Origin of the sequence: Enterococcus quebecensis (assembly GCF_001730365.1) — a bacterium.
Lineage (GTDB): Bacteria > Bacillota > Bacilli > Lactobacillales > Enterococcaceae > Enterococcus_L > Enterococcus_L quebecensis.
Genome location: NZ_MIKB01000014.1, coordinates 117,689 through 142,206 on the forward strand (window position 1 = coordinate 117,689; position 24,518 = coordinate 142,206).

Consider the following 24,518-nt stretch of genomic DNA (forward strand, 5'->3'; position numbering starts at 1 on the left):
ATAACTAAACACAACTCTATATAATTTTCAATTTATTTACTTACATTTGCATAGTCTAGCGGAAAGATTGATGTAGTCTAGACAAGTTACAGTACCTAGCTTTTTAAACTATGTATTCGGATTTTTTGTGATTAAGACAAAACCCTTTAAGTTTTGTCTTAATCACTTTTTTCTTATTTCTATACTTCTTACATAATTTGGTTCTATTCGTTAAAATAAATTTCCTACTCCTGATAACTTCTATATTTCATTTAGTTTTTATTAAACTTCAATAAAAATAAGCTTTTTAACCCTAAAATAAAAATATATTACTTTTTATTTTCAAAAAACAAATATAAATGATAAAGTAATAATATGAATTTCAAAAAATTCATATTATGAACGAACAGAAAGGAGAATGTTACAAATGTTAAAGAGACGTTTAAGGAGTTTGTGGTCGTTGCTTATGATTTTTGTTTTGATGGTGCCTCTCGGTTTTTCTTTGCTAAGTAGCCCTGCTGAAGCGGTTACGGAAAAACCTAAAGAAGGAAAATTATTTATTCACAAGTTGAAGTTTACTGGGGTACAAGATTTACCATCGATTATGGGAGATGGAGCCCAGTTAAGTGAACTTCCTTCTGGAGCAGCGCCTTCTCCCGATGTTGAATTTGCAGTTGTTTCCTTAAAAAAGAGTAAATTAAGCGCTAGCCCGAGCCAAGCTGAAGCAATTGCTTATTACAATTCAGTGAAAAACAATCCAAGTATTACCCAAACTACGGGTAAAACAGATGCTGCCGGTATTTTTGAAACAAAAACATTACCAGCAGATAAATATTTGGTTGTAGAGTTAACGTCTGAATTAGGAGCAACAAAAATTGCTGCACCTGTCGTTGTTTCACTTCCTACAATGAACTCAGATGGATCTGCTTGGAATGATCAAGTTCATATCTATACCAAAAATGCAGTAACTTTAGGTGCTGCGAAGACGCAAAAATTAACGGAAGATAATCAACCATTGATCGGCGCGACATTTTCTCTTTATAAAAAGGGACTTACTGGTCAACCTGACAATTTGGTCCAAGCTAACTTAGTATCTCATGGGGATGGATACACAGATATTATTGGAAACTTGGTAGTAGGGGATTATTATTTTGTTGAAACAAATGCACCAGATAATTTCTTATTAAACGGTAGAAAAATCGACTTCTCAATCAAGCCTGAAAACCACGCCTACGATGAAAGTGGTACATTAGATGAGACTAAAGTTGTTTCAACCAATTTGCTCAACTATCTAAAACCAACCTTATCAGGAGAGCGATTGACTGACGAAAGCACTGATATTGGTCAAACCGTTACTTGGAAAGTCACAACAGATGTACCAAAAAATATCACGGACTATACTAAATACGTTATTACCAATACTTTAGAATCTCATTTAAGTTACATTGGGAATATAACTATTACTCTTGACGGTGTTGTAGTAAATCCTTCACACTACAAAGTAACTGAGTCAAACGGTGTGATCACAATTATCTTTATTGATGAACTGTTCCCAGGTGCAACAGATCAATTAGCTAATGGAAAACAGCTAATTATTACATTTGACACGGTTATCAATCATACAGCTGTGCCAGGTACACCTATTTCTAATAATTCAATATTGACTGTAAATAACGGTTATGTGGATGCTACATCTACTCACCCAACAGCTCCATCGGTTGAAACGGGTGGCCGTAAGTTCTTAAAAGTTAATTCTTCTCAAAAACCGCTAGCCAATGCAGAGTTTGTTATTTATAAAAATGTAAATGGCAAAGGACATGACGGTTACAAAGGTCCACTTTATCTGCAAAGAAATAATGACAAAACCATCACTTGGACAAAAGAAAAGAAAGATGCTACCGTTCTTACTTCTGACCAAGATGGTAAGTTTGAAGCGTACGGCTTAGGATATGGCTCATACTTACTAGAAGAAACAAAAGCACCAAGTGGATACAACTTATTAACAGAAGACAAAAAATTCACTATTGACAAGAAGAGTTATTCTGACGAGGCTCAGTTAGTGATTGTGAATACAAATGCACCGACGATTCCCATTACTGGGTCAATCGGGACTATCCTATTTTTTGTTCTAGGTCTAATTCTAATGGGATTAGCATTCCTAATTTACAGAAAAAAATATAGTCATGCATAATTGATTTCACTTGGATAGAAAGAAAGCGTGAGAATTCATTTCTCATGCTTTTCTGTCTATAATTACAAATAATGGATATCTTGAAGGTGGGGGAGAAAATGAAGAAAAACCAAGTGCAAAAAAAAAGGAAGAAGAATACAGGTATCAATATAATTATGGGTATCATTTTCCTTGCTGGTTTTCTTATATTTTCTTACCCAATCTTAAGTAATTTATATGCCAACTTTTATCATACTAGAGTTATTGATACCTATCAAAAAGAAGTAAATAAAAAATCTCGTGATGAAAAAATGAAGCTAGTCACTGACATGATCAACTACAATAAAGATATGGTGACTGGTGGCGAACTGGTGGGAGCAGATCCCTTTGATAACAAAGAACCGAAAGAAAAAGAAAAAAAACACAAAGTCATTGATGCATTGGAAAATAAATTAGGTGAAGTACTAGGATATATCACGATTCCAGAAATAGATGCTAAGCTTCCTCTATACAGCGGTGCATCTGATTTACAGTTACAAAAAGGAATCGGTGTACTGGAAGGAACCTCATTACCTATCGGTGGGAAAAGTACCCACAGCGTACTTACTGGTCATCGTGGACTGCCCAGTTCAAAGCTTTTTTCGGATCTTCCTGAATTAAAAAAAGGAGATACTTTTTTCATTGATATTATAGGTGAAACCCACGAGTATAGAATCAATCAAATCAAAACTGTTTTACCCGAAGATATCACTGATTTGAGGGTGGTTCCTGAAAAAGACTATATTACACTGCTTACTTGTACACCTTATATGGTAAATACTCATCGCCTCCTTGTCAGAGGTGAACGAATTCCACTGGAAAAGAAAGAAAAGGAGAAAAAAATGCCAAACTGGTGCTGTTACTTAAATACCGTTCTCCTAATCATCATCATCCTACTTATTTTATTATTCTGGCGTTACGTACACAAAATGAATAAAGAACAAAAATACCGAGAAGAACAACGATTAAAACGGAAGAAGAAGAAAATACGCAAAAAAGAAGAATGAGTCACTCAAAAAACCACTCACTTACGTTTCCTACATGTCTTGCGGAAACATAAGTGAGTGGTTTTCTAGTTAAATCAGCTTTTTATAAAACAAGTTTTTTCCATTTACGGATCTTCGTTCGAAAATTTGTAAATGGTGCTACGGTGTTTATATGTACCCATTTGTATACTGGCCACATCGCTTTCGTTGTCGCCCATTTTCTTTGTCCTGAATCAAATAATTCCTCATCAGAAAGTGTTTCTAGCCATATACATACTTCATCAACAGATTCTCTTAGCAGTTTTCTTTGTTCAGCAATACTGTACTTCCCATACGTTTCATAAAAAGACTGATATAAACCACCTAAATTATTCCATTTATACTCTGGAGTGGGCGTTTGTACAACTTTACCTGCTTGCTCATCTTTCTCCCATTGAAGGATCAAGTTCGTCCACCCAAGCTGATAAGATAAATTTTCAGAAGGTGTTTTATCTACTTCTTCTATTCGTTTATTTTTTAAGGGTTCTGGTACTTGTTCGAACTCTTCATCATACTTCTCATATCTTTTTTTGATTTCCGCAATCAATTCCTGCTTATTCTCGTAAGTACGCACGACTCCACTCCTTATCTTCTTTTATTTTAAATCTTATCACAGGAATACAAGTACCATTAAATAGTAACTTTAAAGAAAGTATGCATTTTAGTTACCTTTTTCACAAACATAACGCTTTAAGCTTCTCAACTAAAAAATCCACGTAAGTGAATGTTTCTACTTCTTTTATAAACCATTGCGTCAAGGCTTCATTCCCAAAATCAGGTAATTCAGTTACATAATTTTTTGAATCAGGTTGTTTAATACATCCTGATATCCGATTTCCTCTAGCTATTCTTGCATTTGCACAGGCATTATCTAACGTTGAATATAGATTTATCGATTCTTTTTTATACCATTGGTGTTTTTTAACATAATCTTCTTGCACATCTTTATTCAGTGCTTTTTGTGTTGAAAAAGGTTTGGTATACGCACATTTATGCATGCAAACCCAAACTTCCCAGCTTCTACCAGATACAACGATTGTTGCTTTCTCTCGATACTCATTACTAAGACTACGAATATCTCTAACAACATCAGAGATATTCGAGCGATCTTCTTTGTAGTCTAAATCGGTAAGAACAAAAAATAGATCTTCTTTAAATTCATTTGATTTTAGGGCCTTTTTAAAACTATTCGTTTGAGGTTCCGTGTAAAATTTCAATTGATGATTTTTTAAACGACGTTGAAACAAGTGTTGAAAATACCCTGCTTCACAAGTATTTGGTTTATTGCCGCCACTATCTTCTGGAATATACAGGTGAACTAGTTTTTTGATTTCTCTTGCCATTGATTAAAACACCTCCGGAATTGCCCCAAATCGTCCATCTAAGTACGCATTGACCCAACTGTGGTTATGATAAGTGATCTCTTTGAATTCGCTTAATTGATATACTTCACTTGCTTGTGTATCCCGATTTTTTTGGACAAAGACAATTTGTTCTTTCGCAAACATTTCTGGATTCAGTAACAGCGGATTGTGCGTAGAAACGACAAATTGTGCGCTTTTACCAGACTCCTGATTCAAAAATTTGTTTAGTAGACCTTCTTGAATTTTGATGTGGTATTTATCATCGAACTCATCAGAGATAAATAATGTTTCTGATTCTAATGCCTCGAATACTCTTATTGAACTTTCTAAAAATTTCTTTGTTCCATCAGATTCTACCTCGACATCTAATTCATAATCACCTTCATTGGTAGCATGCACCGTTTTAATTTCAAATGTTTTTCTTTCTTTAGTTCGTTCCAGCATACCTTCTTTTATTTCATCTGGAAGATCGGAGAGCTTGATTGCGTCAACCAACAACTCTGTCGTATCTGTTATAGAAAAATCTTGAATCGCAAAATCAAAATCATAGAGTGTATCTAAAATATTTTGCTTAAACTTTTCACTCTCTTCTACTTTTTGTGCAAACTCCTCCAATTGGCTACCCATAAATTGTTCATTTGAAAATCCCATTAATACTTCATAAGCTAATACCATTAAAACCGTATAAGAAAAAGTTTCTGTCTCTTTTTCAAAGTATTCTTTATTAATGTCATAAATAAGCAATGAAGCAATTGATTTGAATGTCAAATTCTCTTGTTCTACTTTTCGTAACATTTTTTTCAACTCAACAACTTGAGATGTAATTCGATTTTTCGTTCTATCAAAGATTACTGTAGTCTTGCCTAACGTCGTTTTTAATATCTTTTGGTAGCTCAGTGATTCTGTTTCAATTTCTAATGTTTCTGTATTGATGGCCACATTGTATGTAAATTTTACACATGGAAAATCCACATCCGAAAGATAATTTTCTTCAGCAATAAAAGAGATAGAGAAACGACTTACTGGATCTGTCTCAGCTGAAAACTTAAAACTCTGAGCTCGGTGTTCAAAATCTTCTTTTTTGGAATAATTATAACTTTTACGAATAATTTCCCGAATGATAGACACACCTAATAATAAATTGGTTTTTCCAGAAGCATTTGCCCCGTATATGACAGCACCATTTACGACACTTATTTTTTTCTTTTGATCATAATAGCTAAATACAGTATTTCTTTCAAAAACCTCAGCATTACTATGTGGATGCTCTAATGATAAAGTCGCTTTTTCATTAATAGAAAAGAAATTTTCAATACTCATTTGAGTTAACATATAAATCCACTTCCTTTCTTTCCGTTATAAACACTACGATTATAACATAAAAAAGAGTTTTTTGTCGTTTTAAAATAGAAAAACTACTTCATTTAGATGTTTTTTCAATATCCAGAAAAATATTTTCTTCCTATTTAAAGAATCAATAGTCCCTAATTGAATTTTTGCACAGTGAATATGGCTAATTTTTATTACTAAGCAAGATTTTACCATTTTGACCACCGTTGCCATCTTCCTTCTCGCTGATAAACCTCACTATTTTGCCTTCTAAATTTGAACATTTTTCTGGAATTTAAAATGAGATGCGCTCTTCTTATATTCTTTTCACGAGATATTTATTGAACGGATATTAATCTAAAAGCCCTAATATCAATTGATATCAGGGCTTTTTCTATTCAAACTGACCTAAATTCCCATTTAATTCAATCTGTTTTATTATTTAGGCATAACCTCTGCTGGAATAGCAGATTGATATTTTTTGCCGCCAACCGTTGCTTGATGTTCTGCTTTAGCCTGTGCAACAAGCTCTGGATTTTTCAGCAAATCATACGCTGTTGTTGCGATCGTTTTACCTGCGGCCAACAACCCTTTATGCGCCACAGAAGATTTACCATTTGCTACCCATTGCCATGAATGTGGCGGTGTTCCTTGTGGCTCACAGCCTACTAACACTTGTGCGGTTGGACAAACCCAACTAACATCACCCACATCAGTTGATCCAGAAGTTGCTTCTGAAAAAACTAAGGGACTTATTTGATCTAAGATCGGCATTGTTCCAAGACGTTCAATCTCTTCTTCACTTGCAGTTGGGTTGCTTTGTCTTGCTCTAGTTATTAAGCTAGCTTTTGTTGCTTCATTCAAGCTGTCATAATATCTTTGGCTATATTCTTGATCTTCTTTTGTTAGGTTCAAATTGCCGAATTCTTTAAAGTTTTCATACATTGCAGTTGTGACAGCGCGGTTTGGCAAATAGTTGGCACAGGCAGAATCGAATACAATTTCCAACTCTGTTTCAGTCATCAAAGCCGCTCCTTCTGCAATTTTATTGACACGTTTGTAGATTTCTTCTGCTTGTTCTAATTTTGGTGCACGTATAAAGTAATATAAACTTGCCGTCGGTTGAACAACATTCGCTGACTCGCCACCTGCATCCATAAAGGCATAATGAACACGCCCTTCATCAATGATATGTTCACGTAAAAATTGTACTCCAATGTTCATTAATTCTGCCGCATCAAGGGCACTGCGCCCTTGTTCAGGAGCTGCCGCTGCATGAGCTGAAATACCTTTGAAATTATAATAAATTTGGTAAACGGCTAAACTACTTAATCCCCATGCAGAACTTGAATCCATTGGATGCCATGAAAGGGCTACATCTAAACAATCAAAAATACCATCTCTTGCCATGAATGCTTTACCATAGCCACTTTCTTCAGCTGGACAACCAAATAATTTGATCGTGCCTGTTAGGTTTTCCTGCGCCATTAAATCTTTGATTCCCACAGCACCTGCTAAAGCACCCGTCCCTAGCAGATTATGTCCACAACCATGTCCGTTGCCACCTTCATTCTCTGCTTTTTGTTCACCTAAATCAGCGATCTGACTTAAATTCCCTAATGCATCATATTCCGCTAAAATTCCAATAACTGGATTACCACTACCATAGGTGGCAACAAAAGAATGTTCCATATTAGCAACACCTTTTTCAATCGAGAATCCTTCTTTTTCTAAAATTTCTAGAAATGGTTTAACAGATTCTGTTGTGGCAAATCTTGTTTCTGGTGTTCCCCAAATACGATCTGCCGCAGCGATAAATTGGTCTTTTTTTGCATCAATTAACTCTGAAATTTGTTGTTTTGCATTCATTTTTAGTTCTTCCTTTCTCTGTTGTGCCTAGTGTTTCCTTTTTGCAGTAACTTATACTCCTTACAACTACCTATCGATTCCAAACAGTTCTTTGGCAATTCTTTTTCCGGTTTTTGTACCTGCTAATCCGCCAATTCCTGTTTCACGAATATCAGCGGGCATACTTCGTCCTACTCGGTACATAGTTTCTACTACTTCATCGGCAGGAATCTCACTTTCGATTCCTGCTAAAGCCATTTCTGCCGCACTGATTGCATTTGATGTGCCACCTGCATTTCTTTTGATACAAGGAATTTCTACTAACCCCGCAACTGGATCACAAGCTAAACCAATCAAGTTATTTAAAGCAATAGCAAAAGCATGGCTAGCTTGTTCAGGTGTACCTCCTGCCATTTCCACTAAGGCCGCTGCCGCCATTCCTGAGGCAGAACCGATTTCAGCCTGACAACCGCCTTCTGCACCAGAAATCATGGCATTGTTCGCCGTTACAAAACCAAAAGCTGCTGCGGTAAATAAAAAGTTCAGCATTTCCTCACGAGTTGAGCCAAACTTTTCACTAAACGCAAGTAAGACACCTGGAACCACTCCTGCGGAACCTGCTGTTGGCGTGGCGCAAATCATCCCCATTGCCGCATTTACTTCATTGGTTGCTACCGCATAACATAAAGCTTTAACAAAAGTAGTATCTGTCAAAACTGTCTTTCCATCTAGGTATGCTTGTAATTTCTTCGCATCATACCCAGTTAAACCAGAATGAGAGCGAACGCCTTGAACCCCTTTGGCCGCTGCTGCTTCCATCGTTTCTAAGTTTAGCATCATTTGGTTCATGATTTCTGTCCTACTACGTCCAGAAGTATCTATTTCTTGAGTGATCATAACCTCGGATATTTTACACTGGTTCTCATTTGCTCGTTGTACAAGTTCTTCAATTGATTCAAACAAAACATTCACGTCCTCTAATTTAGCCGGTCGTTGGCAAGACTGCTGTTATTCCCGGTATTTCTCTGATTTTTGCTACTAATTTTTGACTAATGTCACTGACTGTTTCAACAAAGAAAACCGTCTCCTTATTTAATTCTTGAACCTCCACAAACACTGGACTTTCCAATGCATCTTCAATAGCTGGAATCGTCACATTCGACTGATCTGTGGTAAAAACCAATCCATTCCCTTGCTTTTGATTCAATAGCGTTGAATGATGATTGATCTCAGTCAACTGAATACTGCCGCCCCCAATTGAAATAGCTGTTAAATTCAGTTTTTCTTGTTCATCGATCAATTCTAAATTGACTGTATTAGCATGTTCTGTTTCTTTTGCACTCACTAAAAATTCAATCATAACTCCTTGTTTTTCTGCAATTTCAATAGCATCTGGAATTCGTTCATCATGTGTTTCAAAACCTAAAACTCCTGCAACAATCGCAACGGCCGTGCCATGACCTTTATAGGTTTCTGCAAATGAGCCGAAAAACGTCACAATCAATTTTCGGGGTGTATGTTTATAGAGTTCTCTTGCCATATTACCGATTCTAACCGCTCCAGCTGTATGAGAGCTAGAAGGACCAACCATGATTGGTCCGATAATATCAAAGGCACTTTTATATTTAAATTTTTTGTCTGACATTACGCTTCTTTTTTCACTCCCAATACACAAAGTCCGCACAGTAAACTAGCTACTGCCATAAAACCAAAGGCTAGAGTAAACGAACCGCCAGCAGCTTTAATTAATTGCCCTAAAATCAGTGGTGCTAAGAATCCACCTAATGTACCACCAGTATTTATGATTCCGATAGATGAACCGATAATCGATGGATCCATAATTTTATGAGGCCATGTGAAAATCGCTGTAAAGGCGCTAACAGAAACCATACTTACTGCAATTAAACAAATCATTGATAAAACTAGATTATTCGATGCCACAAACGCAGCCACTAAAACTGCAGCTAAAACAGTGGCGCTAATGATAAACACTCGTTCTTTGCCTAAGAATAATTTCGATAATAACGCTCCTGCAAACATCGTTGCAGCTGTTTGGAACACTGCATTGACTGCCAATAGATAACCAATTGTTTTAATATCAATCGCAAATTTTTGTGCTAAATAGCTTGGAAGCCAAGACATATTTCCATAAAGCAAGAAGTTCAATAACAGCATTGCTACAAACAAAACTAATACATTTCGATTTGTAATCACTTGACTAAATTTAATTGCCGGCTTACTTCCTCGTCCTGAATGAGAACTGACTGCTTGGTTTGGTACAAATAAAGCAACCAAAACCAGTGAAGCCGCAAATAATGTTCCTAATGCTAAATACCCGTAACGCCAATTGGCATTGATCAAATTTGTTCCTAAAGTAAAAGCTAAAATACCGCCGATACCAGAAGTTGAAAGAATCAATGACTGGATAAACGTTCTGCGTTCTTGCGGAAAATTATCAGCAATTGATTTTGAACAACTTGGTGGATAGCCACCATGTCCGATTCCAGCAAAAAAGCGGATAACCATAAATAGCATCAAACTACTGACCGCCCCAAATGCGAATGAAAAGATTGAAATAATTGCTAGTGACAACATTAATACTTTTTTTGCTCCGATTTTATCTGCTAACCAACCACCAGGAATCTGCATCATTGAGTATCCTAGGAAAAAGAATGACATGATCATTCCCGTTTGCCCTGCATCCAGATTAAACTCTTTTGCCATCGGTAAAACAGCTGTAGAAATCATGCTCTTGTCCATGTAAATCATCGAGTATCCTGCCATTAAGGCAAAAATCAATCCAGCACTACTTTTGTTTGTTGTTTTTTCAACTTGTGTCTCCATTTTTTCCCTCCATCTTCAAAATACAAGAAAACGTTTTCTTTCCACTTAATTATATAAAACTATCTAGAATTAAAAATCACTATAATTGCTTGATATGGTATTAATATTTTGAATCCAAAGGAAAATTAAACATAAAAGCAAAAAAGAACCAGTCTTTTTTGCTTTGTTTATTTTATTCAAATAATTTATTTTCTTTTAACCTCACCAGAACGACGTTCTTTGATCTCATGCTCTTCAGAGATATTTTTTTGTTGTTGGGCAGCATCATATATACGCGTAATTCTGTCTTGATTCATACTGCCAGTTCCAGTATTTACCATTGACCCCCAGCCTTTTTTAGTAGGATTTTTCCCTTTTGCACGCAGCTTATCATTTCTTTCTCTAATTTTCTTGTGTTTTTTTCTTCGTTGATCATCCAAAAAATCGGATATTCTATCGACTATTTTCAAAGTATCTCCTCCCACTTACTAATCATCCCTTGATCCATCTAACCTATAATATAACTTCAGCTTATTTAATGATTTGTAGTTTGACTCCCCCTCTAGCAACGCTCAATACAAAGGCTGAAACAAGTACAACTGACAAGCATTCAAGGTCAAGGTCGCTTCCAACTCATACCCGAAAGAATCAATCTTTTCTTTCTTAAGCTCAAACTTCGGTACAATCTTTTGCTCCAAATATCTCTGCAGCTCATGATCTAATTCCGCTTGACCACCGACTCTAATCCAATCATTGTAAATCCCCCCGTGATCTTTATCCAAGACATATTCCCTAATCAAATAATTCCCCACAGGAAGCTCGTTTAAATGAACCCTGACTTTTTTCGTCTGATACTGAACTTGAAAAGTGTCAACTGAATACAAAGGGTCAAGGTAACTGGAATTATAAAGCAACAGTTGATATTGCCCTTGATTTCGCGTCAAAATATACCCATCTCCACTGGCAAGCAATTCTCCCTTTAGATGGTTCAAAAAGCGTAGTGAAAAAAAGAGCGGACGTCGTAACTCTTCATATAGAAAAACCGACAAACTGCTGTCTTCTCTTGTATGTGTTTGTCGTTCCTTTACTTTAATATTCAGCCAAAAAGCAATTCCTGTTACTTCTTTTGACAATTCAACAATCGATTCCAAAATCAACGCTGAACGGAAAAAAGTTCCTGAAAATGTATTTCCTTCCCCAACTAACGTATTCCAGTCCGTTAAAAATAATTCTGGTGTCCAATTTGAACATACTGAATCCTTTTTTGTTTGACTCATTGCGATCACTGATTTCACTCGACTTAAAATATCTTGCTGATACTTTTTAAATCGTAATGCATGTTCATCTTTGATCAAAGGTGAAGCATAAGGATCTGCGTGAAAACTAATAAAATCTGGCAGACAATGTTGTTCTTCTTGCTCGTGAATAAACTCTTGGTATTGCCGATACTCTTTGTCATCTAGCGAACGCAGCGACATCAACCCTACCTTACAGTTAGGCAGCAGTTGTTTTAGCTTGCGATAAAAATAATGATATCCCCAACGACTTCCCTCATTCCAAATGCCACTTACCTTAGGCAAAGACCATTGAAAATACCATTGATTAACTTCGTCTCTACCATAACGATTTAGAAAATGACGAATGATTTTTAACTGCTTGTCGCACCAAAGTTGCACCTCTTCGTTTTCAATATAGTTCTCTGGCAAATAAAACAGAATCATCGGTTTCAGCTGGATCTTCACTAAAAAATCGAACCATTGATTATTTAAAATATACTCTGATACCAACAAAACATCATTTTCAAAATTGGTCTCCTCACAAAAACCTTCAAATTGAACGAAATCAAAGGCTAGGTCTTTTTGTAAAATACATAATTCACGCTGAACGCCATTAGCCAAGCCTTCTCTTGCTGGTCCAATTTTTATAATTTTTTTACTTCCTTTGTAATCAGACTGCTGTTCTTTGGGTAACCTTAATTGCAACTGTTGCTCAATTGTAGCATTCTCATCTTCGATATCTTTTTCTACTAAATACTTTGCTAACTCCTGTAATGCCGCCCCACCAGTTATCTCTTGGTAGTCAGGGCTTCCTGTTGTCTGTTTCATCTGATTATTTTCCAAAGAGTAGGTTTTACGGAAATTTGCAGGTGTCACTCCATATTGTTTCTTGAAGACTTGGTGAAAATTTTTAACAGTTGAAAAGCCATTATTCAGAGCCACTTTAATCACAGATTGGGATGTCAAAACTAAACTTTCCGCCGCATGCATTAAGCGGATTTGATTTAAATATTCGGTAAATGTAACACCTACCTGCTTTTTGAAGGAACGAGATAAATGATAGTAAGATAGCCCACTTTTTTCCGCAAGCGATTCCAAAGAAATAGGCTGATCATAGTTCCTTTGAATTTCCTCTAACAGCGGACTCATTCGATCATCTGCTAAGTCCATCCTGATTTGAGGAACAGGTACGACATCTTTTTTAAAATCTTTGACTAAGTGTTTAAGTACTGTAAATAAATACTGGTAGATTTCTAGCTCTGTTTCCTCATTTTTCTTAAAATATGCCACCATTAAATGAACGAGCGCTTCACGTAATTGTTGAAATTTTTCTTCATCCTTGACCTTTGCATCTGTTGTTGAACAGTCAATATATGGTAGCCAGTTTTCTTTAAAATGTGTTGTTGGCGGTGTTTTAGAGATACGTAAAGACAACAATAAATTTTTATCTTCACTTTTCACCTGATACTGTTGGCGGGGATTGATGACTAATAGATCATCTGTATTCAGCGTATATTCTTGTTCCCCGACCGTGACATTCATACTTCCACTAAGCATAAGAAATAACGTAAAATAATCACTAATTTGCGGCGGTGCATAGCTAACTTTCATCAATGACAGGTGAAAAGGAAATTGTTTGGATTCTACCATATATTTGACCCTCCTGACTTTTTTCTAGCATGTTTAACAAAATATAGCATCAAATCCTTGTTGAAACAAGCTCGCTTTTTATCACGAAAAAACTCTCTCAAATATTGGATAAAAAAGGTATACTAAAGGAGATAACTTTTCTTTAGTAAATCATATCATCACTTCTTCTAAAATCATTAAAAAAATACAGATCGGAGAAACCAATGACACATACATTTCCAGAGAATTTCTTATGGGGCGCATCAATTTCCGCTCATCAAACAGAAGGCGCTTATCAAAGCGATGGTAAAGGCTTAAGCGTGCAAGACACACGCCAAAGAGATAATCATGAGATTGCTGATTTCACTGTAGCAGTTGATCATTATCATCATTACAAAGAGGATATTCGGTTGTTAGCTGAAATGGGCATTAAAGTTTTCCGCTTTTCTATCGCTTGGACAAGAATTTTCCCAAATGGACGTGGTGAAATTAATCAAAAAGGACTACAGCACTACAATTCTGTAATCGACGAATTATTAAAATATGATATTCAACCGTACATCACGTTGAACCACTTTGATTTACCTCAAGCATTAGAAGATGAAGGAGGCTGGGGTGTTCGTAGTACCGTGGATGCCTTTAAACATTACGCTGAAACAGTTTTTGAAGCCTATGGCGACCGCGCAAAGCATTGGCTGACGATTAATGAACCCAACATCATGCTTTTAGTGGATAAAAAAATTCTAGGAAAAGAAATTCCACTACAGGAAAAATACCAACAGTTCCACCACCTAATGATTGCTGAAAAGTATGCATTTAAACGTTGCCATGAATTGATCGAAGGCGGACAAATTGGACCGGTACCAAATATTTCTCTTGTTTATCCAGCAACTAGCAAGCCTTTAGATAATCAAGCAGCTCTTTATTTTAATAGTGTTCGTAATTGGGCGTATTTAGATTTTTCTTGTTTTGGCCGTTATAATACTGTCTTTAAAGATTACTTAAAGCGCAACAACATTACCATCGACTTTGCACCAGAAGATAGCGAATTAATGGAAAATAATTTCCCCGATTTTATTGCCATGAACTTTTATACCACTGTCACTGTAGAAAAACCAACTGAAAAAGACGGTATGGCTAATGGTATCAGTGATCAGCAAAGTGAAGATATTATGGAATGGGGCTTTTATAAAGGTTTTACTAATCCTTATTTGAAGAAAAATGAATTCAACTGGACGATTGATCCTGATGGTTTAAAAACGACGTTACAAACACTTTATGATCGTTATCACTTACCGATTATTATTACCGAAAATGGCTTAGGTGCAAAAGACGAATTAACAACTGAAGGCAACATCCATGACACTTATCGCATCAATTATTTACAACAACATATTGACCAATGTTTACAAGCAATTGAAGCTGGTGTTGATTTGATTGGTTACAGTCCATGGTCAGCCATTGATTTAGTCAGCGTTCATGAAGGAATTAGTAAACGTTACGGATTTATTTATGTGGATCGTACAGAACATGACGAAAAAGAACTAGCTAGATATAGAAAAGACAGCTTTTATTGGTATCAAAAACTAATTGAAACCAATCAACTGCCTTCATAAGAAAAGGAGAAAAAATGAATAAGTTATTTACATTTTTAGAAACAAAACTGATGCCGCCTTTGAATAAAGTTGCTAACTTGCGTTTTATTCGTGCTATCATGCAAGCTGGGATTATCACGGTTCCCTTCACAATTGTCGGTTCTATTTTTCTGATTATCAATAATCTCCCTCAGATCATTCCGCCACTGGCACCATTTTTTGAGAACACGATTTTGAAATTTGCACCGATTTATAGTGTAGCTACTACTATGTCAATTGGTTCGATTGCGATTTTTTATTGTTTAGCTACAGCTTATTATTTAACCGATATTTATCGGAAAGAAGAAAATGATGGATTAAGCAGTTTTGTAGGAGCTATTTTGGGATTGTTTGCCTTTTTAATGACGATTGTGCAAACTGATATAACCGATGGTGGAGCCAAACTGATTCAATCTGAAAGTGAGACGTCAATTATTTACAACGGCATTGCCTTGGGCGGTTGGATCACTCGATTTAGTGGTGTTGGTATTTTTATTGGAATTATCACTGCTGTAATTGCTACTCAGATTTATCGTTTTTGTGTGAAAAAAAATATTACGATTCGGATGCCAGAAGGAGTTCCTGATGGTGTAAGTAAAGCTTTTGCTTCATTGATTCCTGCTATTTTTATTACTTTTGTAATGCTATTTATCAATACCATTTTAGCTATTTTCCATACTGATTTACATGGATTATTATCAAAACCTTTTGAATTTGTAAAAGAGTTGACCGGTTCTTGGTTGGGAATCATTGTGATTATGTTGCTGATTCATTTACTTTGGGCCGTTGGGGTTCATGGAACAGCGGTGATAAAAAACAGTTTTATCAACCCAATTTTATTAGTAGCCTTGACTGAAAACGTGAATGGTGGAACGAATATTTTCGCCGGTGATTTTATTAATATGTATATCTTTATCGGTGGTGCTGGCAGTACGCTTGGTTTGGTTTTATTGATGATTTTTGTTGCAAAATCAGATCAGCTTAAGGTACTTGGTAAAGCAGCCGTGCTGCCTGGTTTATTCAATATCAATGAACCGGTAATTTTTGGAGCTCCGATTGTTTATAATCCGTATTTGATCATTCCTTTTATTGTGACACCTTTGATTAATGTGACAATTGCTTATTTTGCTTCTTCTGTTGGTTTCGTGAATAAGGTGACTACTGGGATTCCTTGGATTTCTCCAGTGGGCATCGGAGCGTTTCTTGGAACTGGGGGAGATTTTCGTGCAGTGTTGATTGCATTTATTAATTTGGCTGTTTCGGTTGTTTGTTATTATCCGTTCTTTAAGATGTATGATGGAAAATTGTATGGAGAACAGATGTCTGCAATAGAGAGTAATTAATACTAAAATTTCAAAGAGACCAGAACAATTTGTTCTGGTCTCCATTTTATATTATTCCCCATAAATCCTTGATACTGTATATTTATTGATTAACGGTGTCAGTAAGTTCATGACCAAAATCGCCACACCGATCCCGCCTGGTAAATCTAAGCTAATTCTCAAGACTACCGCTAACACTCCACACCCAATTGCAAAGATGTACTTTCCTTTATCTGTCAATGGTGACGTTGTATAATCCGTCACCATAAATACCGCTGCAAAAATCAATGCGCCACTCAATAAATGTGCATTAGCAAAAGCAAAATTAAATGAACTATAAAGCAAAATCGCTACATAAAATGACCCTAATGTAAGAACTGGAATCAACGGATTGATAATTTTACGTGCAATTAAGTAAATTGCTGATAAAAGCAACGCAAATTTGCTTGTTTCTCCAATAGGTCCACCTAATCCGATTCCCATAAACAAATCAAATAAATCAGGCGTTGTCGAAGACACGTCTCTAGCAAAATTTCCTAAACCAGCCAATGGTGTCGCTGTTGCCACAACATCTGGTTGAGGCGTAACCCAGTTCGTAATCCATGGTGAGAAAAATAGTTTCAGCAATACACGCGCTGCCACAGCAGGATTTAGCCAATTTCTACCAATACCGCCAGTAAATTGTTTCACGACAATAATCGCAATAAAATCGCCTACAAGTAATGTCCATAAAGGAGCTGTCACAGGTAATGACAAGGCTAACAACCAACCTGTGATAACTGCGCTGTAATCATTTATCGTCACTTTTTTATGAAAGATTTTTTGAAAAGAAAATTCGAGTCCTACACAGGCAAAAATACTTACCAAAATCATTATTAACGATTGCAAACCAAAAAAGTAGGTTGCTGCAATCGTTGGAAAGATCAGGGCAATCAACACTTGCTGCATGATCCACTGTGATGTCCACTTTTCTCTAATATGAGGCCCCATAAATGGTCCTGTACTTTTATATTCTGTATTTATCATCATCGACTCTCCAATACTTTCTGCTTCGCTGCTCGAATATCTCCTAAGATATCGATTTTTGACGGACAAATATAGGAACAAGCCCCGCAATCAATACAGTTCAACACACCTAATCGCTTGGTTTCTTCTATATCTCCTGCTCGATAAGCATTACTAATGGAAATCGGTTGTAAATTGACTGGACAAACGTTAACACACTCTGAACAGCGAATACAATTTTGTTCTTCCGGAATATTGGCTTCCTCTTTAGTCAAAGCAAGAATTAAAGAGGTTGTTTTGGTCACTGGCTCGTCTAGTGTTTGGATCACTTTCCCCATCATCGGACCGCCATTGATCATTTTCATCGGACTTTGCGTAAAACCGCCACACGCTTCAATTACATGCTCGATTGGTGTTCCGATTCTAACTCGAAGATTTTGTGGATGTTTGATAGGTGTACCGGAAATAGTAACTACACGATCAATCAAAGGACGATTTTCCTTCAATGCTTGAAATGTCGCTAGCACGGTAGAAACATTCATGATCACAACATTCAGATCGATTGGCAGTTTTCCTACTGGAAGTTCTTTTCCCGTTACCGCCTTGATAACGATTTTCTCCGCACCTTGAGGATAATAATTAGGTAGTATCTTTAGCTTGATACGCTCATTATCAATTTTTTCTTGCAGTTTTTGAACGGCTTCTTCTGATGAACTTTCTATTGCAATCACACATTCTTTGATTGACAACATCTCTTGAAGCAAGCTGATTCCTTTAAGAAAGTCATTCAATTGTTCAATGATGATTCTTCTATCCGCTGTAACAAACGGTTCACACTCTACAGCATTTATAATCAACGTTTCTATTTTCTGATGTTCCTTCAGTAAAAATTTTACGTCTGTTGGAAAACCGGCTCCGCCCATTCCGACGATCCCGTTATTTCGGATCATTTCAACTAAATTTGCATTCTCTACTTGCGGGATTTCATATGTATCTTTAAAGTCATTTTTGATGACCACAACTGTCACTTCACCGTTTCCGATGATTCTTTGTTCAATTTTCTCAACAATTCCAGAAATCGAACTATGTATGTTAGAAGAAATCAAACCATCTTTTTCCCCTACTAATGTTCCTATTTTTACTTCTTGTCCCACTGAAACAATAATTTTTGCAGGCTTACCAATATGCATGTTCATTGGCAAAACAATTGATTTAGGTGCGCTTAGGTCTCGGATTGTTTCTAGCTTTGTCAGCCACTTATTTTTTGCAACCATAACTCCGCCAAGTTTTCTTTTTATCCTAAAAAACATTAATTTCCCTTCCTTCTAACTATAATTTTCTGTTCACCTATAAATAAAAAAGTAGTAGATTAAAGCAACAGCCAGAATAACTAATTGCACTGTTAAACCCCAAATTTCATATCTTTCTCTTCTCATGATTGCTCCTTTTTTATATGTTTACTATGTATAATAAAAGATAACTCCCTACTTTCAGCATATCATCAAACTATCGACCGAATGGTTATTTTTTTCTGGTACGTGCCTAAAATTGAACTTGCGATTCCCCATAGAAAGAAATTATCCTTTTTATTTTTTATAAACATATCCAATAAAACGCTTTCTTGTCCCGTATCCGCTTATTTTACCTTTTTATTTTCCGTAGAAAAAACAATATAAATATAAAAACAGTCAATTTTTCCAGTTATAAAACTAATTTTGATATTTTTACGTAAAAAAAGACAAACATCATTCATCTGCATTTTTAATACAGAAAAATAATGTCTGTCGACCTATTATTTATTGATTCTAACGATGTTTTGTTTCGAACAATGGGCTAACTGGTTTATTTTCATGGATACGTTTGATGGCATCCCCAATTAATTCACCCACACTAACTTCATCAATTTTATCAATTTTTCTATCATCAGAAAGATAGATAGAGTCTGTCACAACTAAACGTTCAATAGCAGAATCTTCGATACGCTGTAACGCAGGTCCTGACAATACTGGATGTGTACAAGAGGCGTAAACTTCTTTTGCGCCAGCTTCTTTCAATGCATTAGCTGCTAGTGAAATAGTTCCTGCAGTATCAATCATGTCATCAATAAGTACACATGTTTTGCCTTCTACATGTCCAATAATGTTCATAACTTCAGCAACATTGGCTTTTGGACGGCGTTTGTCGATGATTGCGATCGGTGATTTCAAATACTCTGCTAATTTACGAGCACGAGTCACTCCACCATGGTCAGGAGAAACAACGACAACATCATCGCCTTTAATATCACGTTCTAAGAAATAATCCGCAATCAATGGCGCTCCCATCAAATGATCTACAGGAATATCGAAAAATCCTTGAATTTGGACCGCATGTAAATCTAATGTCAACATTCTAGTCGCTCCAGCTTTTTCAAGCATATTTGCTACAAGTTTCGCTGTGATTGGTTCACGGGCGCGGGCTTTACGATCTTGACGTGCGTAACCGTAATAAGGCATCACAACATTGATTGTTTTAGCACTGGCACGTTTTAAGGCATCAATCATAATCAATAACTCCATCAAGTTATCGTTCACTGGACTACTTGTTGACTGGATGATGTAAACGTGAGAACCACGAATACTTTCTTCGATATTTACTTGAATTTCGCCATCGCTAAATTGATTTACAGAAGATTTTCCTAATTCTACACCAACAGCTTCTGCGATTTTTTCTGCCAACGGACGATTCGAGTTAAGAGAAAAGATTTTCAATCTTGGATCAAAATAATGTTTTGACATGGGGACCTCCACTTTCTTTTACTGAACAATAGTTTCCTTATAAATAGTAGTCACTTTTCCGAAATAAATCAAGTGATTTTGAGGCATTCCTCTAAATTAATACGATTTTCTAATAAAAATGGACTGCTGTTCCTTTGAAAAAAATGAAAGCAACAAAAATATGTAGTTTTTGTTGTTTTCTTTTTAAAAATTATCACATTTACTAATGACAAGAGAGTAGATATATATTACTATTTAGATGGTATCAAAAATTGAAAGCGTATTATTTTTTTAAACTCGTTTCTTGGGCTCCGCTGTCGAAAAAAATGACATTTGATTGTGGCAAAAAAAGCCACCTTCCTATTTTTATTTCGAGACTGGACAAGCCCGCTACGCTTTTAAATTAAGGAGGAATTTTGTGAAAAAGTCAGTTTTGAAAAAAGTACAACTTGGTTTACAGGTATTAATGGTATCTACATTATTAGCAGGAACAAGTGCAACAACTGCATTAGCTATTGGGGAGACACTAAGCAGTGAGACGCAAACAACAGATACAACAATCTCAGAAAGTTCGACTGCTTCAAGTACAATAGAAAGTGAAAGTACGCAAGAAACTATTTCTCAACCAAAAATTGAAACAAAAGCAGCAGCAACACCACAAACATTAACTATTTTAGGGACTTCGGATGTCCATGGTCAATTATGGGATTGGTCCTACGAAGATGACAAACAAACACCAGTGGGGCTTTCACAAGTAAGCTCTGTTGTGGAAAATGTCCGTTTAGAAAACCCAAATGGTACGATTCTGATCGACAATGGTGATATAAATCAAGGAACTATTTTAACTGATGATTTATATAACAAAACACCACTGATCAATCAACCTAACCCTATGATCAAAGCAATGAACTACATGAAATATGATGCCATGGTCTTGGGGAATCATGAATTCAATTTCGGGTTGGATTTAATCAAAAAACTTCACAGTGAAGCACAATTCCCAATTTTATCTGCTAACACATACGTGAAAGAAACAAATACTCGCTTCGTTGGCGGAACCATGAAGAAAGATATCGATATAGATGGTGACGGCACAAAAGACTTAACAGTCGGAATCATCGGGTTGACAACACCCCAAGTGCCTTTATGGGATGGTGCCAAAGTAGATAGTCTTCATTTTGAACCACTGAGAGCAGAAGCTGAAAAAGCTGTCGCTGAGTTAAAAGATGACACTGATATCATCATTGCTTCGATGCATGCTGGTCGAAAAAGTTCTAGTGCAGCTTCAAGTGCCGATGAAGTAATCAGCAACGTTGCCGGTATTGACGCCTATATTTTAGGACACGACCATCGCTCTTTCGCCGAACAACTACAAGGTCCAACTGGCTTAGTACCTGTCGCTGGTCCTAGAGATACAGGCGTTGAAATGGTACGTATCGATCTTGATATTGAAAAATCGGATGAAAAATGGGTTGTTAAAAATAGCAACGCTGCAATCGTCAATACCAAGACTGTTCCAGCAGATGAAGTACTAAAAGCAGAAATAAAAGAATACCATGATACAACTAGAAAATTTATCTCTGAAAAAATTGGAACAGCAACGGGGAACTTCTTGCCTCCTGAAGAAGTTAAAGGAATTCCAGAAGCACAATTGCGCCCAACAGCTATGATTTCTCTTATCAATAATGTTCAAAGAAAAGCAACAGGCGCACAACTGTCTGCATCTGCCCTATTTAAAGCAGACAGTAAGTTAAATGCTGGAGATCTCTCTTATTCAAATGTTTTTGATATTTACAAGTATCCTAACACTTTAGTCAGCGCCAACATTACTGGAGAAAATCTCCTAGCGTACATGGAAAATCAAGCAGATTATTACAATACTCCTGGGCCTGATGATTTAACAATCAGCTTTAACCAAAATATCCGCGTCTTTAATTATGATATAATTTCCGGTATTTCTTATAAGATCGATATTTCTAAACCTCACGGTGAACGTATCATCAATCCAACGATTGATGGACAACCAGTTGATCTTGCAGCAAACTATACTATCGCAATGAATAATTACCGCTATGAAGGTTTATTAGCACAAGGAATCATTTCAGGAGATCCGATAAAATCAACTGATCCTGAAACCATACGAGGACTGATTGCAGATTATATCAGAGAGAAACAGATCCTTGATCCTGCACAAGAAATCGAAAACAACTGGGAAGTGATCGGTTACCACTTTAACAAAAACTGGCGTGAGTTGGCTGTTCAACTAGTCAATGACGGAACGCTTCAAACAGAACTTGCACCAGATGGTCGTACGCCAAATGTTAAACCTATCACCAAGCAAGATGTAATCAACGCAGGGTTTTCACCTAAAAAGATTACGATTATGCATACCAACGATGTGCATGGTCGCATGGAAGGTAACGGCAAAGATGTTTTAGGTATGGCGCGTTTGAAAACATACAAAGATTTGGTAGAACCAGAACTTTTGATTGATGCTGGTGATGCTTTCCAAGGATTACCTATCTCTAATTTTTCCAAAGGGATGGACATGGTCAATGTAATGAATGCTGTCGGATACGATGCGATGGCTGTCGGAAACCATGAGTTCGACTTTGGATTTGATACAGCGATGAAGTATAAAGAGGCATTAAATTTCCCAATCCTTTCCAACAATACATTCAAAGATGGAAAACTTGTATTTGATCCTTATACAATCGTTGAAAAAAATGGGAAAACTTACGCTATTATCGGCGTAACAACACCAGAAACGGCAACAAAAACACACCCTAACAATGTCGTTGGCGTAACTTTCGCTGATCCAATCAGTGAAACGAAAAAAACAATTGCAGAGATTCAAAAAAATCCGACTCAAACAATCGATGCTTATGTTGTTACTGGACATTTAGGTATTGACGAAACGACACCTCATGAATGGCGAGGAGATACGTTAGCCGAAACTTTAAGCAAAGAATTTTCTGATTTAAACATCACTGTTTTAGATGGTCATTCACATACAGCTGTAAATGGCGGAAAACAATTCGGCAATGTCATGTATACACAAACTGGAAACTATTTAAATAATGTTGGCTTAGTGGATGTTGATCTAACTGATTTAAGTAAAAAAACAGCATCATTGACTCCTGCAAATGAACTAGCGAATTTAGCTGAAAATCCAGCAGTCAAAGCTTTAGTTGATACAGCAAAAGCGAATTTTGAAGATTGGGGTTCAGAGGTTATCATTGAAAATAATCCTTATCAGTTCAACGGTGAACGTGACAATGTACGAACAAGAGAAACCAATTTAGGTAACTTGATTGGCGATGCTATGTTAGCTTATGGACAAGAGGGATTCAAAAATCCAACTGATTTTGCCGTAACAAATGGAGGCGGTATACGTACAAATATCGAACCCGGACAAGTCACTTTAGGTGATGTCATTGCTGTATTACCATTTGGCAACAGAATCTCTCAAATAAAAGTAACTGGCTCACAAGTCAAAGAAATGTTCGAATTATCGTTACGGTCTATGACTCAAAAAGACGAAAACGGCAAAGACATCTTAGACGAATACAATCAGCCAAAACTTGGTGCAAATGGTGGTTTCTTACACGTTTCAAGTTCGATTCGAGTTCATTATGACTCAACGAAAAAAGGTTCGTTACTACCAGCAGATGAAGGAAACGGAACTGATAAAACCCTCGTAGGTGAACGTGTACTTCGTGTTGAAATCAAAAACCGCAAAACTGGTGAATTTGAACCAATAGATGAAAAAGCAACTTACCATATGGCAACCAATGACTTTTTAGCAGCTCGTGGAGACGGTTACGATATGTTAGGTGGCTCACCCGAAGAAGGCCCATCTTTAGATACGGTCTTAATCAATCATTTAAAACAAGGAGCGAACCTTCGTCTATACAATGCTGCTACCAATATTGATTTATCACAATACAAAGAAGCCTTTCCTGGTGAGCGCATTGTTTCTATTTCAGAAACTGACTTTAAGAACAAATTCAAACCAGAACCAGTACCTACGCCAAAACCAACGCCAGATCCAAAAGATCCGACTAAGGAGCCAACAGAGGAAATAAAAACACCTCAAACTGGTAAATATGCGACTGGAAAAACAACAAATTATCCAAAAACAGGTGAAAAAATTACTTCTTATTTAAGTTTAGGATTACTTGTGATTGGACTTTCTGGTTACAGTCTTTATGACTATAACCGAAAACGCAAAATAGGTTAAATCAAATCGTTCTCATTGAATCCCAGTTTGCGAGGGAAACGTTGAAAATGAAAAAATACACACTCTATCTTAGGT

At 36.4% G+C, this 24,518-nt stretch carries 17 protein-coding genes; 5 read left to right on the top strand and 12 right to left on the bottom strand.

All coding sequences use genetic code 11. The annotated features are described in order from the left end of the window. Window positions 1-406: 406 nt before the first annotated feature. Together BCR23_RS08605 and BCR23_RS08610 are read left to right on the top strand one after the other, a co-directional pair. Window positions 407-2,170: a SpaH/EbpB family LPXTG-anchored major pilin gene (locus BCR23_RS08605; RefSeq protein WP_167352162.1), complete on the top strand. Its 1,764-nt coding sequence runs from the start codon at window positions 407-409 to the stop codon at window positions 2,168-2,170. Between the two features lie 98 nt (window positions 2,171-2,268). Further along, entirely contained in the window at window positions 2,269-3,195 is a 927-nt protein-coding gene (locus BCR23_RS08610) for a class C sortase (protein ID WP_069635084.1), read from the top strand. Between the two features lie 82 nt (window positions 3,196-3,277). Here BCR23_RS08610 and BCR23_RS08615 read toward each other — a convergent pair whose 3' ends face one another. The 9 genes from BCR23_RS08615 to BCR23_RS08655 all read right to left on the bottom strand — a co-directional run bounded on the left by BCR23_RS08615 (window position 3,278) and on the right by BCR23_RS08655 (window position 13,504). After that, window positions 3,278-3,787 carry a ClbS/DfsB family four-helix bundle protein gene (locus BCR23_RS08615; protein ID WP_069635085.1) on the bottom strand — a complete coding sequence of 170 codons (510 nt, stop codon included), beginning with the start codon at window positions 3,785-3,787 and terminating at the stop codon, window positions 3,278-3,280. A 100-nt stretch (window positions 3,788-3,887) separates the two neighbouring features. After that, window positions 3,888-4,556, bottom strand: a complete 669-nt coding sequence (locus BCR23_RS08620) for a hypothetical protein (RefSeq protein WP_069635086.1) — start codon at window positions 4,554-4,556, stop codon at window positions 3,888-3,890. A gap of 3 nt (window positions 4,557-4,559) precedes the next feature. Continuing rightward, window positions 4,560-5,909 (bottom strand): AAA family ATPase, encoded by a 1,350-nt coding sequence (locus BCR23_RS08625; protein WP_069635087.1) that lies wholly within the window; start codon window positions 5,907-5,909, stop codon window positions 4,560-4,562. 435 nt (window positions 5,910-6,344) lie between these two features. After that, window positions 6,345-7,775, bottom strand: coding sequence for an amidohydrolase (locus BCR23_RS08630; protein ID WP_069635088.1), 1,431 nt, complete (start codon window positions 7,773-7,775; stop codon window positions 6,345-6,347). 66 nt (window positions 7,776-7,841) lie between these two features. After that, entirely contained in the window at window positions 7,842-8,717 is an 876-nt protein-coding gene (gene sdaAA / locus BCR23_RS08635; RefSeq protein ID WP_069635089.1) for an L-serine ammonia-lyase, iron-sulfur-dependent, subunit alpha, read from the bottom strand. A gap of 19 nt (window positions 8,718-8,736) precedes the next feature. Next, on the bottom strand, window positions 8,737-9,399 hold the full coding sequence (gene sdaAB, locus BCR23_RS08640) for an L-serine ammonia-lyase, iron-sulfur-dependent subunit beta (protein WP_069635090.1): 663 nt from the start codon (window positions 9,397-9,399) through the stop codon (window positions 8,737-8,739). Next, window positions 9,399-10,598, bottom strand: coding sequence for an MFS transporter (locus tag BCR23_RS08645; RefSeq protein ID WP_069635091.1), 1,200 nt, complete (start codon window positions 10,596-10,598; stop codon window positions 9,399-9,401). Before BCR23_RS08645 ends, sdaAB begins: the two co-directional genes overlap by 1 nt. Window positions 10,599-10,783: 185 nt before the next feature. Further along, the gene (locus BCR23_RS08650) at window positions 10,784-11,047 is read right to left on the bottom strand and encodes a hypothetical protein (protein WP_069635092.1); all 264 of its coding nucleotides are present in this window, start codon (window positions 11,045-11,047) and stop codon (window positions 10,784-10,786) included. Between the two features lie 102 nt (window positions 11,048-11,149). Beyond that, entirely contained in the window at window positions 11,150-13,504 is a 2,355-nt protein-coding gene (locus BCR23_RS08655) for a helix-turn-helix domain-containing protein (RefSeq protein ID WP_069635093.1), read from the bottom strand. Window positions 13,505-13,707: 203 nt separating this feature from the next. Here BCR23_RS08655 and BCR23_RS08660 point away from each other — a divergent pair, with 203 nt between their 5' ends. Both BCR23_RS08660 and celB read left to right on the top strand, forming a co-directional pair. Next, entirely contained in the window at window positions 13,708-15,099 is a 1,392-nt protein-coding gene (locus BCR23_RS08660; protein WP_069635094.1) for a glycoside hydrolase family 1 protein, read from the top strand. Between the two features lie 14 nt (window positions 15,100-15,113). Then, window positions 15,114-16,460 (top strand): PTS cellobiose transporter subunit IIC, encoded by a 1,347-nt coding sequence (gene celB, locus BCR23_RS08665; protein WP_069635095.1) that lies wholly within the window; start codon window positions 15,114-15,116, stop codon window positions 16,458-16,460. Between the two features lie 51 nt (window positions 16,461-16,511). On the opposite strand, the gene BCR23_RS08670 is transcribed toward celB, so the two are convergent. The 3 genes from BCR23_RS08670 to BCR23_RS08680 all read right to left on the bottom strand — a co-directional run bounded on the left by BCR23_RS08670 (window position 16,512) and on the right by BCR23_RS08680 (window position 20,221). Beyond that, the gene (locus BCR23_RS08670; protein WP_240482541.1) at window positions 16,512-17,465 is read right to left on the bottom strand and encodes an RnfABCDGE type electron transport complex subunit D; all 954 of its coding nucleotides are present in this window, start codon (window positions 17,463-17,465) and stop codon (window positions 16,512-16,514) included. Further along, entirely contained in the window at window positions 17,465-18,754 is a 1,290-nt protein-coding gene (rsxC, locus tag BCR23_RS08675) for an electron transport complex subunit RsxC (RefSeq protein ID WP_069635097.1), read from the bottom strand. Before rsxC ends, BCR23_RS08670 begins: the two co-directional genes overlap by 1 nt. 495 nt (window positions 18,755-19,249) lie before the next feature. After that, window positions 19,250-20,221 carry a ribose-phosphate diphosphokinase gene (locus tag BCR23_RS08680; RefSeq protein ID WP_069635098.1) on the bottom strand — a complete coding sequence of 324 codons (972 nt, stop codon included), beginning with the start codon at window positions 20,219-20,221 and terminating at the stop codon, window positions 19,250-19,252. Between the two features lie 397 nt (window positions 20,222-20,618). Between BCR23_RS08680 and BCR23_RS08685 the strand changes: the two genes are divergently transcribed. Continuing rightward, on the top strand, window positions 20,619-24,443 hold the full coding sequence (locus BCR23_RS08685; protein ID WP_069635099.1) for a 5'-nucleotidase C-terminal domain-containing protein: 3,825 nt from the start codon (window positions 20,619-20,621) through the stop codon (window positions 24,441-24,443). Window positions 24,444-24,518 lie beyond the last annotated feature (75 nt).